Source organism: Profundibacter amoris (genome assembly GCF_003544895.1).
In the GTDB taxonomy this organism is placed as follows: Bacteria; Pseudomonadota; Alphaproteobacteria; order Rhodobacterales; family Rhodobacteraceae; genus Profundibacter; species Profundibacter amoris.
This window is the reverse complement of record NZ_CP032125.1, coordinates 1948420-1963198: the sequence shown is the minus strand read 5'-3', so window position 1 is coordinate 1963198 and position 14779 is coordinate 1948420. Positions and strand designations below refer to the sequence as shown.

The 14779-nt window shown below is 55.5% G+C and carries 13 protein-coding genes; 7 read left to right on the top strand and 6 right to left on the bottom strand.

Annotated elements, in window-relative coordinates:
- The first annotated feature begins 253 nt into the window (after window positions 1-253).
- Window positions 254-3937 carry a vitamin B12-dependent ribonucleotide reductase gene (locus tag BAR1_RS09810; protein ID WP_118944422.1) on the top strand — a complete coding sequence of 1228 codons (3684 nt, stop codon included), beginning with the start codon at window positions 254-256 and terminating at the stop codon, window positions 3935-3937.
- Between the two features lie 283 nt (window positions 3938-4220).
- Here the strand turns inward: BAR1_RS09810 and BAR1_RS09805 are convergent, their stop codons facing one another.
- Window positions 4221-4706: an autoinducer binding domain-containing protein gene (locus tag BAR1_RS09805; protein WP_118942856.1), complete on the bottom strand. Its 486-nt coding sequence runs from the start codon at window positions 4704-4706 to the stop codon at window positions 4221-4223.
- A gap of 124 nt (window positions 4707-4830) precedes the next feature.
- Between BAR1_RS09805 and BAR1_RS09800 the strand changes: the two genes are divergently transcribed.
- Both BAR1_RS09800 and BAR1_RS09795 read left to right on the top strand, forming a co-directional pair.
- On the top strand, window positions 4831-5439 hold the full coding sequence (locus tag BAR1_RS09800; RefSeq protein ID WP_118942855.1) for a helix-turn-helix transcriptional regulator: 609 nt from the start codon (window positions 4831-4833) through the stop codon (window positions 5437-5439).
- 122 nt (window positions 5440-5561) lie between these two features.
- On the top strand, window positions 5562-6227 hold the full coding sequence (locus BAR1_RS09795) for an acyl-homoserine-lactone synthase (protein ID WP_118942854.1): 666 nt from the start codon (window positions 5562-5564) through the stop codon (window positions 6225-6227).
- Window positions 6228-6229: 2 nt separating this feature from the next.
- On the opposite strand, the gene BAR1_RS09790 is transcribed toward BAR1_RS09795, so the two are convergent.
- Complete coding sequence (locus BAR1_RS09790; protein WP_118942853.1) at window positions 6230-6733, bottom strand: RNA polymerase sigma factor; 504 nt, start codon at window positions 6731-6733, stop codon at window positions 6230-6232.
- A 271-nt stretch (window positions 6734-7004) separates the two neighbouring features.
- On the opposite strand from BAR1_RS09790, the gene BAR1_RS09785 reads away from it, so the two are divergent.
- Window positions 7005-7250 carry an EF-hand domain-containing protein gene (locus BAR1_RS09785; protein WP_118942852.1) on the top strand — a complete coding sequence of 82 codons (246 nt, stop codon included), beginning with the start codon at window positions 7005-7007 and terminating at the stop codon, window positions 7248-7250.
- A 151-nt stretch (window positions 7251-7401) separates the two neighbouring features.
- Here the strand turns inward: BAR1_RS09785 and ilvN are convergent, their stop codons facing one another.
- Both ilvN and BAR1_RS09775 read right to left on the bottom strand, forming a co-directional pair.
- Window positions 7402-7962 carry an acetolactate synthase small subunit gene (gene ilvN, locus BAR1_RS09780; RefSeq protein WP_118942851.1) on the bottom strand — a complete coding sequence of 187 codons (561 nt, stop codon included), beginning with the start codon at window positions 7960-7962 and terminating at the stop codon, window positions 7402-7404.
- A gap of 13 nt (window positions 7963-7975) precedes the next feature.
- Window positions 7976-9730: an acetolactate synthase 3 large subunit gene (locus tag BAR1_RS09775; protein ID WP_118942850.1), complete on the bottom strand. Its 1755-nt coding sequence runs from the start codon at window positions 9728-9730 to the stop codon at window positions 7976-7978.
- A gap of 438 nt (window positions 9731-10168) precedes the next feature.
- On the opposite strand from BAR1_RS09775, the gene BAR1_RS09770 reads away from it, so the two are divergent.
- Together BAR1_RS09770 and BAR1_RS09765 are read left to right on the top strand one after the other, a co-directional pair.
- Window positions 10169-10393, top strand: coding sequence for a hypothetical protein (locus BAR1_RS09770; protein ID WP_118942849.1), 225 nt, complete (start codon window positions 10169-10171; stop codon window positions 10391-10393).
- Complete coding sequence (locus BAR1_RS09765) at window positions 10390-11352, top strand: Hint domain-containing protein (protein WP_118942848.1); 963 nt, start codon at window positions 10390-10392, stop codon at window positions 11350-11352. Before BAR1_RS09770 ends, BAR1_RS09765 begins: the two co-directional genes overlap by 4 nt.
- On the opposite strand, the gene BAR1_RS09760 is transcribed toward BAR1_RS09765, so the two are convergent.
- Both BAR1_RS09760 and BAR1_RS09755 read right to left on the bottom strand, forming a co-directional pair.
- Window positions 11347-11988 (bottom strand): response regulator transcription factor, encoded by a 642-nt coding sequence (locus BAR1_RS09760; RefSeq protein ID WP_118942847.1) that lies wholly within the window; start codon window positions 11986-11988, stop codon window positions 11347-11349. The genes BAR1_RS09765 and BAR1_RS09760 overlap by 6 nt on opposite strands.
- Before the next feature lie 4 nt (window positions 11989-11992).
- Window positions 11993-13387, bottom strand: a complete 1395-nt coding sequence (locus BAR1_RS09755; protein WP_118942846.1) for a cache domain-containing protein — start codon at window positions 13385-13387, stop codon at window positions 11993-11995.
- 264 nt (window positions 13388-13651) lie between these two features.
- On the opposite strand from BAR1_RS09755, the gene BAR1_RS09750 reads away from it, so the two are divergent.
- On the top strand, window positions 13652-14734 hold the full coding sequence (locus BAR1_RS09750; RefSeq protein WP_118942845.1) for a TRAP transporter substrate-binding protein: 1083 nt from the start codon (window positions 13652-13654) through the stop codon (window positions 14732-14734).
- Window positions 14735-14779 lie beyond the last annotated feature (45 nt).

The following is a 14779-nucleotide window of genomic DNA, read 5'->3' as shown; positions in this document are numbered from 1 at the left end:
AAAGTTGACGCGATAGGGGTCTCTACTTCACATTGTGGTGGCTGACCAAGGCAACACTAGATTTAGTAGTGATGGTCAATGAGGGACGGAATACCATATCTGATGCACCCCTAGGGTGATACCGACCGGTTTAATCGTGTTACCGGTTGGCAATGGCTTCCTTGACCACATGGGGTTGGCGCGAGTTTGGTGGAGGTTTCCGGATAAGGAGGCGCGCCAATAAATAGTGACGCACGATGGGGCAGACAACAAAATGAAAATAGAGCGCAAGTTCACAAAATCCGGTCAGGACGCATATTCTGATCTTGAATTTACCACAACGTCTTCTGAAATCCGCAACCCTGATGGCACCATTGTGTTCCGTCTGGATGATTGCGAAGTCCCGGCGGCCTGGAGTCAGGTGGCCTCGGACGTAATTGCACAGAAATATTTCCGCAAAGCTGGCGTTCCGGCGCGGCTAAAGAAGGTCAAGGAAAAGGGCGTGCCCGAATTCCTGTGGCGTTCGGTTGCAGACGAGGCCGCTTTGGCCGAATTACCCGAAGAAGAACGCTATGGCGGCGAGATATCGGCCAAGCAGGTGTTCAACCGGCTGGCAGGCACCTGGACCTATTGGGGATGGAAGGGCGGCTATTTCAGCAAGGAATCCGACGCCCGCGCCTATTTTGACGAAATGCGCCACATGCTGGCCAGCCAGCGCGCGGCACCCAACAGCCCGCAGTGGTTCAACACCGGTATTCACTGGGCCTATGGCATCGATGGCCCGGCACAGGGTCACTATTACGTCGATTACAAAACCGGCAAGCTGACCAAATCGAAATCCTCCTATGAACACCCGCAGCCGCACGCCTGTTTCATCCAGTCGATCGCCGATGATCTGGTGGGCGAGGGCGGCATCATGGACCTGTGGGTGCGTGAGGCACGGCTGTTCAAATACGGCTCGGGCACAGGCACCAACTTTTCATCCTTGCGCGCCGCCGGTGAATCGCTGTCGGGCGGCGGGTCGTCCTCGGGTCTGATGGGCTTCCTTAAAATCGGTGACCGTGCCGCTGGCGCGATCAAATCCGGTGGCACCACACGCCGAGCTGCCAAGATGGTGATCTGTGACGCGGACCACCCCGATATTCAGGAATTCATCAACTGGAAAGTTCTTGAAGAACAAAAGGTTGCCTCGATCGTGGCCGGCTCCAAGATCCACGAAAAGGGTCTGAACGAAATCTTTGCCGCGATCAAAGCATGGGACGGCAAGCAGGAAGACGCGGTTGACCCCAAGGTGAACGAGACGCTGAAACTGGCCATCCGCGGCGCAAAGAAATACGCAATTCCGGAAACCTACATCAAACGTGTGCTGGATTATGCCAAACAGGGCTATACCGCGATTGAATTCCCGACCTATGACACGGACTGGGATAGCGAGGCCTATAATTCGGTTTCCGGCCAGAACTCGAACAACTCGATCCGCGTGACCGATGCTTTTCTTAAGGCGGTCAAGGACGATGCCGACTGGGACCTGATCAACCGCACCGACGGCAAGGTGGCCAAAACCATCCGCGCCCGCGATCTGTGGGAAGATGTGGGGCACGCTGCGTGGTCCTGTGCCGATCCGGGCATCCAGTATCACGACACGGTAAACGCCTGGCACACATGCCCCGAAGATGGCGAAATCCGTGGCTCGAACCCTTGTTCGGAATATATGTTCCTGGATGATACCGCCTGTAACCTTGCCAGCATGAACCTGCTGACCTTCCTTAAGGATGGTGAATTCCAGGCCGAAGACTACATGCACGCCACCCGCCTGTGGACGCTGACGCTGGAAATTTCGGTGATGATGGCGCAATTCCCATCTAAGGAAATCGCGCAATTATCCTATGATTTCCGCACCTTGGGCCTTGGCTATGCCAATATCGGCGGCTTGCTGATGAACATGGGCTTTTCCTATGATAGCGACGAGGGCCGCGCTCTTTGTGGCGCCCTGACCGCCATTCTGACCGGTGTTTCCTATGCGACATCGGCGGAAATTGCCTCGGAACTGGGTGCGTTTGACGGTTACGCCCGAAACGCCGACCACATGCTGCGGGTGATCCGCAACCACCGCAACGCGGCCTATGGCAACGAAAACGGTTACGAGGGGCTGGATATCAAACCGGTGCCGCTGGATCATGCCAATTGCCCGGATAAACGGCTGGTAGAACTGTCCAAAACCGCCTGGGACGAAGCCTTGGCGCTGGGGGAGAAATTCGGCTACCGCAATGCGCAGGTTTCGGTGATTGCCCCGACGGGCACAATCGGTCTGGTGATGGATTGTGACACCACCGGCATTGAACCCGATTTCGCGCTGGTGAAGTTCAAGAAACTGGCCGGTGGCGGTTATTTCAAGATCATCAACCGCTCGGTTCCGGCCGCGCTGGAAAAGCAGGGTTATGGCTCGGCGCAAATCGAGGAAATCGTTTCCCACGCTGTTGGCCACGGCACCATCGGCAATGCGCCGGTGATCAACCACACGTCATTGATCGGGCACGGCTTTGGCCAGCGCGAACTGGACAAGATCGAAGCGGCCCTGCCGTCGGCATTCGACATCCGGTTCGTATTCAACCAGTGGACATTGGGCGAAGATTTCTGCGCCAAGACACTGGGTATTCCGGCCGAAAAGCTGAACGATCCATCATTTGACCTGCTGCGCCACCTTGGCTATTCCCGCGCAGAAATTGATGCGGCCAATGACCACGTTTGCGGCACCATGACGCTGGAAGGTGCGCCGCACCTGAAGGAAGAGCACTACGGTATCTTTGATTGCGCCAATGCTTGCGGTAAAAAAGGCAAGCGTTATCTGTCGGTTAACAGCCATATCTACATGATGGCCGCCGCCCAGTCGTTTATCTCGGGCGCGATTTCCAAGACCATCAACATGGCCAATGACGCGACAATCGAGGACTGCCAAAAGGCCTATGAACTGAGCTGGTCCTTGGGCATCAAGGCCAACGCACTTTACCGTGACGGCTCGAAACTAAGCCAGCCATTGGCCGCGGCGCTGGTCGAGGACGACGAAGAGGCCGAGGAAATCCTTACATCCGGCAGCCAGCAGGAAAAAGCGGCTGTTCTGGCGGAAAAGATCATCGAAAAGATCGTGATCAAAGAGGTCTTCAAAAGCCACCGCGAAAAACTGCCGTCCCGTCGCAAGGGCTATACCCAAAAGGCGGTTGTCGGCGGGCACAAGGTTTACCTGCGCACCGGCGAATATGAAGACGGCAACCTTGGCGAAATCTTTATCGACATGCACAAGGAAGGTGCGGGTTTCCGCGCCATGATGAACAACTTTGCCATCGCGGTTTCGGTGGGCCTGCAATACGGCGTGCCGCTCGAGGAATTCGTCGATGCCTTTACCTTCACAAAATTCGAACCTGCGGGCATGGTACAAGGCAATGACAGCATCAAGAACGCCACATCCATTCTGGACTATATCTTCCGCGAACTGGCCGTGTCCTATCTGGACCGCACGGACCTTGCGCATGTGAAACCCGAAGGGGCATCATTTGACGATCTGGGTCGTGGTCAGGAAGAGGGCGTTTCCAACGTGCAGGAAGTCAGCGAGAGTGCGGCCAGCAAGTCGCTGGAAGTGCTGAAGCAGATTTCCTCGACCGGATATCTTCGCAAGCGGGTGCCACAGCAACTGGTGGTACTGCAAGGCGGGGCAGGGATGCAGGCAGGTGCGGTGGCACTGGAAGGCGGCACCGATCCGGCGGCAGTATTGCAAACACTGGTACCCGAGGTTGGCGAAAGCACAACAACGACAGCACCGGCAATGGGGATGGACCCCGTCGCCAAGGCAAAAATGCAGGGCTACGAGGGCGAAGCCTGTAGCGATTGCGGAAACTACACACTGGTGCGCAACGGCACCTGTATGAAATGCAACACTTGCGGGGCGACCAGCGGGTGTAGCTAAGAGGCGCTTTCTGCCGGGTATGCGCCCGGCAGGATAGCGAGTTCCGGGGCGGGTGCGCTCGCCCCCGACGCGGATCAGGCCGCAGGCAAAAACAAACCGGGCGGTACAACGACGAGCCTGATCAGCGAAACTGGGGAGCCTTCGGGCTCCCCTTATTTTTGGAAAAAACGGATTGGCACATCAAACCCGACCGGATTCAACAAGCGCTCCGAATGTATATTCTTACGAAACACAGAATCGTGTCGCGGGTTGGCTGATTGTTTTCAGTTGGATTGGGTACGCATTAACCGTGGGTCAGGGAAACGGACAGACGTTTCAGGGCTGCCTGATCTTCTTCTGACAAATCTTTTGAGGCAATCGTGTGATGGTGGATTTTCTTCAAAAGCGAGGTCAGTTTTTCAATTTCTTCTTCTGTGTGATCCCGATCCGGACGGGCGAATCCGCCAATCGTGCGCGAATCCTCTTCTACTATTGCGATAACAGTTCCGAATTTCAGCCCGAAATCGGCGGCAGATTTCAAAACATCATGCGAATCATTCCCGGCAAGGGCACCCCAAGTGCTAACACCGGTATTTTCAAAACCCCAACGCACAACCGGATCAAACAACACCAATCCATTTTGTGTGTAATGCTCGGTCCAGTCGCCAGAATAGGTCTGAAACAAGAAGTTTGGCGTTGTAAAGGTTATATGGAGAGCCAAAGCATAGCCCGCAGGGCACAACGGATTTAGCTCTTCCAGAATTGGACTAATTTCAGAACGTTCCGTCATATTTGTTATGCTCGCATTGTGGTTGTAGAGTACAATGACTATAACCTAGACAAATCTGTTTTAGATATCCATATATTTTTATACAGATTCGCGTTACGGTAGGTGGGATGAGGCATAACAACCTATGAAAGATTTTGATACCACTTCGGTATTTTCTGATTTCGCGCTTGCAGGCTATTACTTGGCCTTGCGGGTCGGGTTTGCATTTCCTGTATTCGAGCAAAATAAATTACCGACAGAGTGGGTGAAAATCTATACATCCCAAGGGTTTATATTGCATGATCCGGTAATGAAATGGGTTTATACAAATACAGGCGCTGTGCGCTGGAGCGAAATCGCCCAAGATGACCCAATGGGTGTTCTGGGTTTGGCTTCAACCTATTCCTTGCGGTTCGGTGCGGCAATCTCTTGCGTTGATAACGACCAGACCGGGCAGCGTAGTTTCGGGTCATTTGCCCGTTCGGACCGGGAATTCTCGGATGAGGAAATTGCGCGGCTGTCAGAAGAAATTATCCGCCTTCATATTGCGACAAAACCGCCTAGTAATTTAACCAAGGCAGAAAAAGAAGTATTGGCCATGGTGAAGAACGGTATGTTGCTAAAACAGATGGCAGCCGAGCTGGGTGTATCCCAGGGGGCGATCAAGCAACGATTGAAAAATGCCAAACTCAAGCTGAATGCAAACAACAGCGCACAGGCGGCCACAAAGGCGATGGAGTTCGGTTTGATCTGAAATCGGGCCAATATTGACCATAAAATGTCAACAATTTGGAAAAATTTGGCCTATTTGAAGAAAAGCAGTTAACAAAAGCGTCAGATCAAGTTCTAATTCACTCTCCATAAAGGAGAATGAAAATGGAAAACATCACCTTCAACATGTCCGAGCTGCATCAGTACGGAACCGCCTATTTTGATTACCTTGCTTTACGCAAACATTTTTTTGTCGATACCCTGGGTTGGGATATTCCGCACAATGACATCTACGAGATGGACCAGTATGATAATCCACTGGCTTATTATTCGTTGGTGTTGCATGATGGCAAGGTGATTGGCGGAGCGCGTGGCATGCCGACCACATCCTCGTGGGGGGATTATACATATATGTTGCGCGACGCTGTTCAGGGAAAACTGGCCGAAATCCCCAAAAGCATTATGGGTGACGAGATCAGAACACCAAAGGTTTGGGAATGCACACGTCTGGTCATTTCGGATGATCTGGAAAGTGCCGAGGATCGCCAGAAATGTTTGGCCCTGGTTGTTGACGGTTTGGCAAGAACCGCCAGCAAGGAAGGTGCGGCAGAACTGATTGCACTGATGCGTCCCCCCTTTATGCGGGCACTGCGCCAATTGGGCTACAATGCAAACCTGATCGGCAAGCCTTATCAGAATCGGGAAGACGGCCGTAAATACGGTGTTCTCAGCATGTCTGCGAAACCTGTAACCCGGATTCAGCCAGCAGAACGTCCAACTGCCAAAGTTCTTCCGATCCACCAAGATCTGGAACTGCGCCAAACCGCATAAGCTTAGGAAGCCATGTCCTGCAACAGGGTTTCCACGGCTTTGGATTTGGGCAAATTCAGATCCGCGCGCAATTGCGCGCGGGCGCGGGAAATGCGGGACATCACGGTTCCTATAGGTAGGTCAAAGGTTTTGGCTATCCGGGCATAGCTGGTGCCCTGCAAGGCAGCCATGCGCAATAGGTCTGCCTGATCCGCCGGCAAGCGGGTTATGGCGTCGTTAACATCACCACAGGCAAAGCGGCTCCAGACTTCGGCCGGTTTGCCCGGGGTGTTTTGTTCGGTCAGTTCCTGATGTTGCTGTGCCGGTTTGGTGCTGGCGTTGCGCAGGGTGGTCATCAGGTAGGGGCGCAAATCCTCGATTGTGGCCCCGTTTTTCATCCGCGCCCAGACACGCAACAGGGCCTCTTGGGCCATGTCCTCGGCCATGTCGGGGCTGGGGGCCAGAATGCGGGCCAGCCGGATCAGCGCAGGCATCAGATCAGTCAGGGTTTGTGCGTCACTTGTCATATCAGCCTCCAATACTATGTCCGGCAATCTGGCTGTGGTCTGGAGATAGAGCAACACGGGGGATTGTTGCCGGTTGGGGCAAGGGGGGCTTTTTGGGCAGGTTCTTGCGGGAATGGTGTATCGGCGTCGGCAGGGGATCGCGTGTTTGGCGATGTTTGGCGCAAAGCGGAAATGTGGCGGAATAATCCTCTGATTTCATCCTCTTGTTGGGTGAAGGCGCAACAACGCACCTTCGGACGCAACGGGCATAACGCCCCAAGGAGAGTAAAAAATGAAAAAGATCGTAACCTATACCGCCACCGCATTCGCCCTGACACTTGCCGCAACAGCCGTGAGCGCCCAAAGCGAAATCGACGCGGATGGTGACGGGCTATTGTCGTATAACGAGCTGCTGGCGGCCTATCCGGCCATGACCGAGGAAAATTTTACCGCGATCGACACCAATTCGGACGGTGCTGTGGATGCGGATGAATTGAAGGTTGCTACGGATGCCGGCATGCTGCCGACCGAAGGGTAAACCCTATTGCCCGATGCCGGAAATCTCTATGACCCCAAGCTCCCCTTTCCGGCATTAGGCAGTTATTTTCCCAAGTTTCCCAAAGCTTGGGAAATGTGAAAGAGGCCCCGCCCCAGTGCCTTCAACGGGGCCTCTTTTATTTTGTCGGGCGCTATGCCCCGCGCGACATGGCCGCCACGCCGGTGCGGGCGGTTTCAACCAGACCCAGCGGGCGCATCAGATCGGCAAAGGCGTCGATTTTTTCGCTGGTGCCGGTCATTTCGAACACAAAGCTTTCCAGCGTGCTGTCCACCACATTGGCGCGGAAAATATCGGCCAGACGCAGGGCCTCGACCCGTTTGTCGCTGGTTCCCGCCACCTTGAACAAGGCCAGTTCACGTTCAATGTAGGGGCCTTCGACCGTCAGGTCATGCACCGAATGGACCGGCACAATGCGGCCCAGCTGTGCCTTGATCTGTTCGATCACCTGCGGGGTGCCGGTGGTGACGATGGTGATCCGCGAGGTATGGTATTCCTCGTTGATCTCGGCCACGGTCAGGCTTTCGATGTTATATCCGCGCCCTGAAAACAGACCGATCACACGGGCCAGAACACCGGCCTCGTTATCAACGGTGACGGTCAGGGTGTGGGCCTCGTTTACATCGGCGTTGGGATTTTTCAGGTCATAGGCCGATTTGGCCGATGAGCCTTTTTTGATATTTAGTGCAGACATTTGCAGACCTTTCTTAAACCAGAACCGCGCCGGTGTTGCCTATAACCCCTTGGGTTTCGGCATTGCCCATCAGCATTTCATTATGCGGTGCACCCGACGGGATCATCGGGAAGCAGTTTTCGTGTTTTTCCACCAGACAATCGAAAATCACCGGTCCGTCGTGCCTGATCATTTCCATGATCGCATCGTCCAGATCGGCGGGGTCCTCGACCCGGATACCCTTGGCGCCGAATGCTTCGGCCAGTTTGACGAAATCGGGCAGGGCCTCTTGCCAGGTGGCCGAATAGCGTTCGCCGTGCAGCAGTTCCTGCCACTGGCGCACCATGCCCAGACGTTCATTGTTCAGGATGAATTGCTTGGCGGGCAGGCGGTACTGCACTGCGGTGCCCATTTCCTGCATGTTCATCAGCCATGACCCTTCGCCGGAGATGTTGATCACCAGCGCGTCAGGATGGGCCAGTTGCACGCCCAAAGACGACGGATGACCATAGCCCATTGTGCCCAGACCGCCAGAGGTCATCAGCCGGTTTGGTTCATCAAAGCCAAGGAACTGCGCCGCCCACATCTGGTGCTGGCCCACTTCGGTGGTGATGTAGCGGTCCATGCCTTTGGTCAGTGCTTCCAGCCGTTCCAGCGCGTATTGCGGCTTGATCACCTTGCCTTCCTGTTTATAGGCCAGACAATCCACCGCGCGCCATTCGTCGATCTGTTTCCACCATTTGCCGATCGCCGGTTTTTTCACCTTGCGGCCACGGGATTTCCAGATTTTCAGCAGATCTTCCAAAACATGGCCGATGTCACCGATGATCGGGATATCGGTGTGCACCACCTTGTTGATGGATGACGGATCAATGTCGATATGCGCCTTTTTCGAATGGGGGCTGAAATCCTCGACCCGGCCGGTGATACGGTCATCGAACCGTGCGCCGACACAGATCATTAGATCACACCCGTGCATCGCCAGATTTGCCTCGTACAGCCCGTGCATGCCCAGCATACCCAGCCAGTTTTTACCCGAGGCAGGGTAGGCGCCCAGACCCATCAATGTCGAGGTCACCGGAATGCCGCTGGCATCGGCCAGTTCGCGCAGCAGCTGGCTGGCGGCGGGGCCGGAATTGATCACGCCGCCGCCGGTGTAAAGGATCGGGCGTTCGGCCTGTTCCATCAGTTCGACCAAGGCTGTGATAGCCTCGATGTCGCCCTTGATTTGCGGCTGATAGCGCGATGTGTCCACCTTTTTGGGTGGCACATAGGTGCCATCGGCAAATTGCACGTCCTTGGGAATGTCGATCAGCACGGGGCCGGGGCGGCCGGATGTGGCGATGTGAAAACCCTCGTGGATGATTTCGGACAGTTTGTCGGTGTCCTTGACCAGCCAGTTATGCTTGGTGCAGGGGCGGGTGATGCCCACGGTGTCGGCCTCCTGAAAGGCATCATTGCCGATCATGAAGGTGGGCACCTGACCTGTCAGAATGACCAGCGGGATACTGTCCAGCAGTGCATCCGTCATGCCGGTCACCGCGTTGGTTGCGCCGGGACCGGAGGTGACCAGCACAACGCCGGGTTTGCCGGTCGAGCGCGCGTAACCCTCAGCGGCGTGAACCGCGGCCTGTTCATGGCGCACCAGAATGTGGCGAATGTCGTTTTGCAGAAAGATTTCGTCATAAATCGGTAGCACGGCACCGCCCGGATATCCGAACACGACTTCCACGCCCTGATCCTTCAAGGCCTGGATTATCATTTTCGCGCCGCTCATTTGACGTTTCATCTTTTCTACTCCGCTTTCACTATGCCTCTGACCATAAAAAAACCCCCGATCTTCGGGGGCGCATGGGATACCGATATGGTAGTCTTTACAGACCCATGCGCAACTTTCTCACAATCACTAGAAGGACGTTCATGTCCAAGGCTCCTTTGGTTGGTGGCGTGACTTTAGAAGTGCTGCAAAGGGGCGTCAACGGCAATTTAATGGAAAAGTGTCGCATATCGGGGGGGGTTTGGAACTTTCTTGCGAAGATCGGGTCGGTTGCTGTCGAAAAGGATAAATCGGCCCGTGATGCGGACTGAAAGATTCATTTTGTTATGTATTTGGCGAAAATTATGTCTAGTCTACCACAGGGCGTTTAAATGTCGTAACGCTCGATTACTGCGGGAATTGGGGCAAGGGGGCTTTGTTCCGGTCATCAAGGCGGGCGGAAGATTTAAGATGGGGCGTAAAAACAGGAATTTCACAACAAAGCTGGCACGCAATCATGCGGTGGAACTGACAGCGCAAGACAGGCATTTTGCCGAAAAGGAACTGGGCCGGAATGCGGTTGCCTTTCGGTTGGATGCAACGGGAACCCGCGCATTGTTCAAGGCACTTGCCGAAGACGGGGACCAGCAAGTGCAAAACAGTGCCAAAGGGCGGGGGGCAAGCGGCGATAAATGACGTTATACAACGTAACGGCATATAAATGGCTGGGCTATAACACGGTCTATAATTCATCTGTATCCGCCGTTCTGAACGATAATGATCCGGCCTATCAGGGGGCAGGGGACGGGGATGAAACCATCAGCATCAATGGCGGGACCTTCGGGGGAACCGCAAACAGCCCCTATGCGATCAACATTTCTTTTACCGATGCCGCGGGCAACCCCCATACCGAAACCTTCTATTTTTTCAACACAGGCGGATCGTGGTATTTCATTCCCGGCCCAGGGTCGGCGTTTACGGTTGGGGCAACGCTCGGGGGGTACCAGAGCCATACCGTCGGCTGGAACTATTCGGATGTGACCTGTTTTGTGCGGGGCACGCGGATACGGACGGCCAACGGGGAACTGCCGGTGGAAGATCTGCGGGCGGGTATGATGGTTGAAACGCTGGATGCGGGGCCGCAAAAGCTGCGGCTGGTGTTGCGGCGTGAAATTTTGGCGGAGGAACTGGCAGATAATCCGAAATTGCGGCCCGTGGTTATGCCGGCGGGATCATTGGGGAATGGTTTGCCCTTGCGGGATTTGCGGGTGTCGCGGCAGCACCGGATGCTGGTGTCTTCGCCGGTGGTGCAGCGGATGTTCGGCCAAAACGGGGTGCTGGTATCCGCGATCAAGCTGGCGGCATTACCGGGGATTTGCGTGGATATGGACATTGCCAAGGTGGAATATTTTCACTTGCTGTTTGACGATCATCAAGTGGTCTTTGCCGAGGGCACCCCGAGCGAGAGCCTGTATACAGGTGAACTAGCGTTAAATGCCTTGCCACAAGACGCGGTCGAGGAAATTTTTGAAATCCTGCCGCATGTTGCACGGCTGGATTACCAATGCACGCCTGCGCGGATCATCCCTGAAGATCGCCGTCAGAAACGACTGGTGGAACGTCATGTGAAAAATGGCCGCGCTACGGTTTCATAACCCGCCCGTTCCCTGCAACACCCCGTGTTCCAGCGCATAGCGGGTCAGGCCGGCGGTGGTGGATATGCCCAGCTTGCGTTTGATGTTCTTGCGGTGGGTTTCCACCGTGCGCACCGAAATATCCAGCGCGGCGGCGACCTGTTTGTTGGAGTTGCCCTGCGCCAGTTGCAGCAGAATGGTCTGTTCGCGGCTGGTCAGGGTTTCGCGGCCATCGTGGGTTTTGGGGGCAAGGGCGGTGCTGGCACCGGTGCACAGGTATTGCTGCCCGGCCATCACCGTATCAATCGCGGTTTTGATTTCCTCGGTCGGAACATCCTTTAGAATATAGCCTTTGGCCCCGTGGCTAAGCGCGGTCTGGATATATTCCGGCGTGTCGTGCATCGACAGGATCAGCACCCGCATATCGGGGCGTTTTTCCAGCAATATTTCGGTGGCAGACAGCCCGTTCATATCGGGCATGTTCAGATCCAGCAGGATTACATCGGGGGCCAGATCATCGACCTGATCAATAATCGCCTGCCCGTTGTTCAGGGTGCCGACCACGTTGATATCGTCATAGGTTTCAAGGATCGCCTCGATCCCTTCGGTGACCATCGGGTGATCGTCAACAATGACGACGCGGGTGACACGGCTCATCTGGTTATCCTCGGGTTTCTTCGGGCGGCAGAAGATGGGTCAGCGGGATTTGGGCCTCGATCACTGTGCCATCTTTGGTGCTGGTCATATGCAGGGTCCCGTCCAGTTGCTCGACCCGTTCTTGCATATTGCGCAGGCCAAGGCCACCTTGGGCCGTTGCAGGGGTGTTGTCGCCGATGCCGCGCCCATTGTCGATGATGCGAAGCGTGCCGCCTTTCTTGTGGCCGAACAGTTTGATCGAAACCTCGGTGGCGCCGGCGTGGCGTTCGATGTTGGTCAGGGCCTCCTGGGCGATGCGAAACAGGGCGATTTTGGATTCCGCATCCAGCCGGTTGCGAAACACCACGGTTTCCAGTTCGGTTTTGATTCCGGTGCGCTGGCTGAATTCCTGTGTCAGCGCCTGAAGGGCAGGGCCAAGCCCCAGATCATCCAGCACACCGGGGCGCAGGTCGTGGGAAATGCGCCGCACCTCCTGAATGGCGCTGTTCAGACTGTCGATGCCCTTGCCCAGATTTTCATCGGCCCGCGCATCGCCCGTCTGCACCCGCTTGCGGGCCAGTTCCAGCGCATAGCGCACCCCGACAAGGATCTGGCTGATGCTGTCGTGCAATTCGCGGGCCACGCGGCTGCGTTCTTCTTCCTGCGTGTCCAGAACCCGCTGGGTCAGCCCCTTTAGCTTGGCGTCGGCCAGTCGGCGTTCGCGCAGGTTCAGGAACATGCCCGACAGAAACACCAGCAGCAACGCGCCAAGGGTAATCCCGCCGATATAGAGGAAGGTGCTTTGCACGCGCCCTTCGACCTCGGCCTTTTCCGAGGCGATCGTTTCCAGCACATCGTCGATAAATACGCCAGTGCCGATCACCCAGCGCCAGTCCTGTAATCCGACCACATAGGACACCATGCGTTCGACCTTGCCGGTTGACGGTTTGGGCCAGTCATACGTCATATACCCGCCCCCCTGACGGGCGATTTCAATCATCCGGTCCACCACCATCTGACCGTCCGGCCCTGCCATGCCCAGCCAGTTCTTGCCAATCATTTCGGTGCGCCGCGGGCTGACCAGATTGTTTCCCTCGTAATCATAAACAAAGAAATAGCCGTCCTGACCATACAACATCGCCGAAAGCGTCTGCGTTGCCTGCAATTTTGCATCTTCATCATCGGGCAGGGCGCGGCCGTAGATGTTGATAAAGGCGGTGCGGGCCAGTGACAGGTAGTTCTTTAGTTCAGCCCGTTTGGCGGTGATCAATTCGTCCTGTAATACGCGGATTTCCTGTTGCGCGGTCTGGCGGGACTGGGCTGTCACCAGCACGGCAATCGCCGCCGCCGCCAGCAGCAACGGCAAGGTGGCCAGCAAAAACACCTTTTGCCCGTAACTAAGCCCGAACCTGTTTTTCATCCGCCCGAATTTACCGCCTTTTGCTGATTCTTGCCCCTTCGGGTCGCCGAATCACAGAATGAAGAACATGGATAGGCGCGTCAATTCACGGCGATTTCAACCTATTGCAGTGATCATCGCCTTAAAAAACCGCAGAATCCCCGCGTCTACGCAATAGTTGGTATTCCATCCCGCCGCCCCAGCCGTTAGGCTTTCGCCACCTGAAACGATCAGCCCGCATTGCGACGGGCAATATCCGACAAACTCTATGGGAGGAGTAACTTTATGGATCGTCGCTCATTTTTGAGAACTTCTGCACTTGGCGGTACCGCCGCAGCCGCATCGACACTGGCTGCACCGGCATACGCCCAAGGCAAACGCAAACTGACTATGGTCACCGCATGGGGCCGTGGCCTTGCCGGTGTGTTTGACGCAGCACAGCACACAGCCGACACCATCAACGCAATGTCCGATGGCAGCCTTGAAATCGAAATCAAAGCCGCAGGCGAACTGGTTGGCGCGTTCGAAGTATTCGACGCCGTTACATCCGGTCAGGCCGACATGTACCACGCTGCTGATTACTATTTCGTCAGCCAGCATCCCGGTTTCGCGTTCTTCACATCGATCCCGATGGGTATGACCGCGCAGGAACTGCACAACTGGTACTACCATGGCAACGGCCGCAAGTATCATGACAGCTTGGGCGAAATCTTTGGTCTGAAATCCTTCCTGGCCGGTAACACCGGTGCACAGGCCGGTGGCTGGTTCCGCAAGGAAATCAATGGCCCCGAAGATTTCAACGGCCTGAAATTCCGCATGCCCGGTCTGGGCGGCAAAGCCCTGGGTTATCTTGGTGCATCGGTTCAGAACCTGCCGGGTTCCGAAGTGTATCAGGCGCTGGCCTCCGGTGCGATTGACGGCACCGAGTGGATTGGCCCGTGGGCTGATGAAAAAGCCGGTTTCCAGGAAATCACCAAGTTCTTCTACACAGCCGGCTTCCACGAGCCGGGTGCCGGTCTGTCGCTGGCGACAAACCTTGACGTGTTCAACAGCCTCAGCCCTGCACACCAGAAGATGATCGAGGCCGCTTCTGCCTTTACCAACTCCTGGTCGCTGGCGCAGTTCCTGATGAACAACGGCTCGGCGCTTGAGCGTCTGAAAGCCGGTGGCGTCAAGGTTCTGGAATTCCCTGACAGCGTTTGGGATGCTTTCGGTGAAGGCACCCGTCAGGTCTATGAAGAATTCATGGGCGACGAGCTGTTCAAGGAAATCTATGACGATTACACAGCGTCGATGAAAGCATCGTCCGGCTGGTTGACCGTGGGTGAAGGCGCCTACCGCACCCAGCGTGACCGTGTAATGGGCTAACCCCCTTTATTTACTAACAAAACTGCCTGTCCCTTTGCGTGAAAA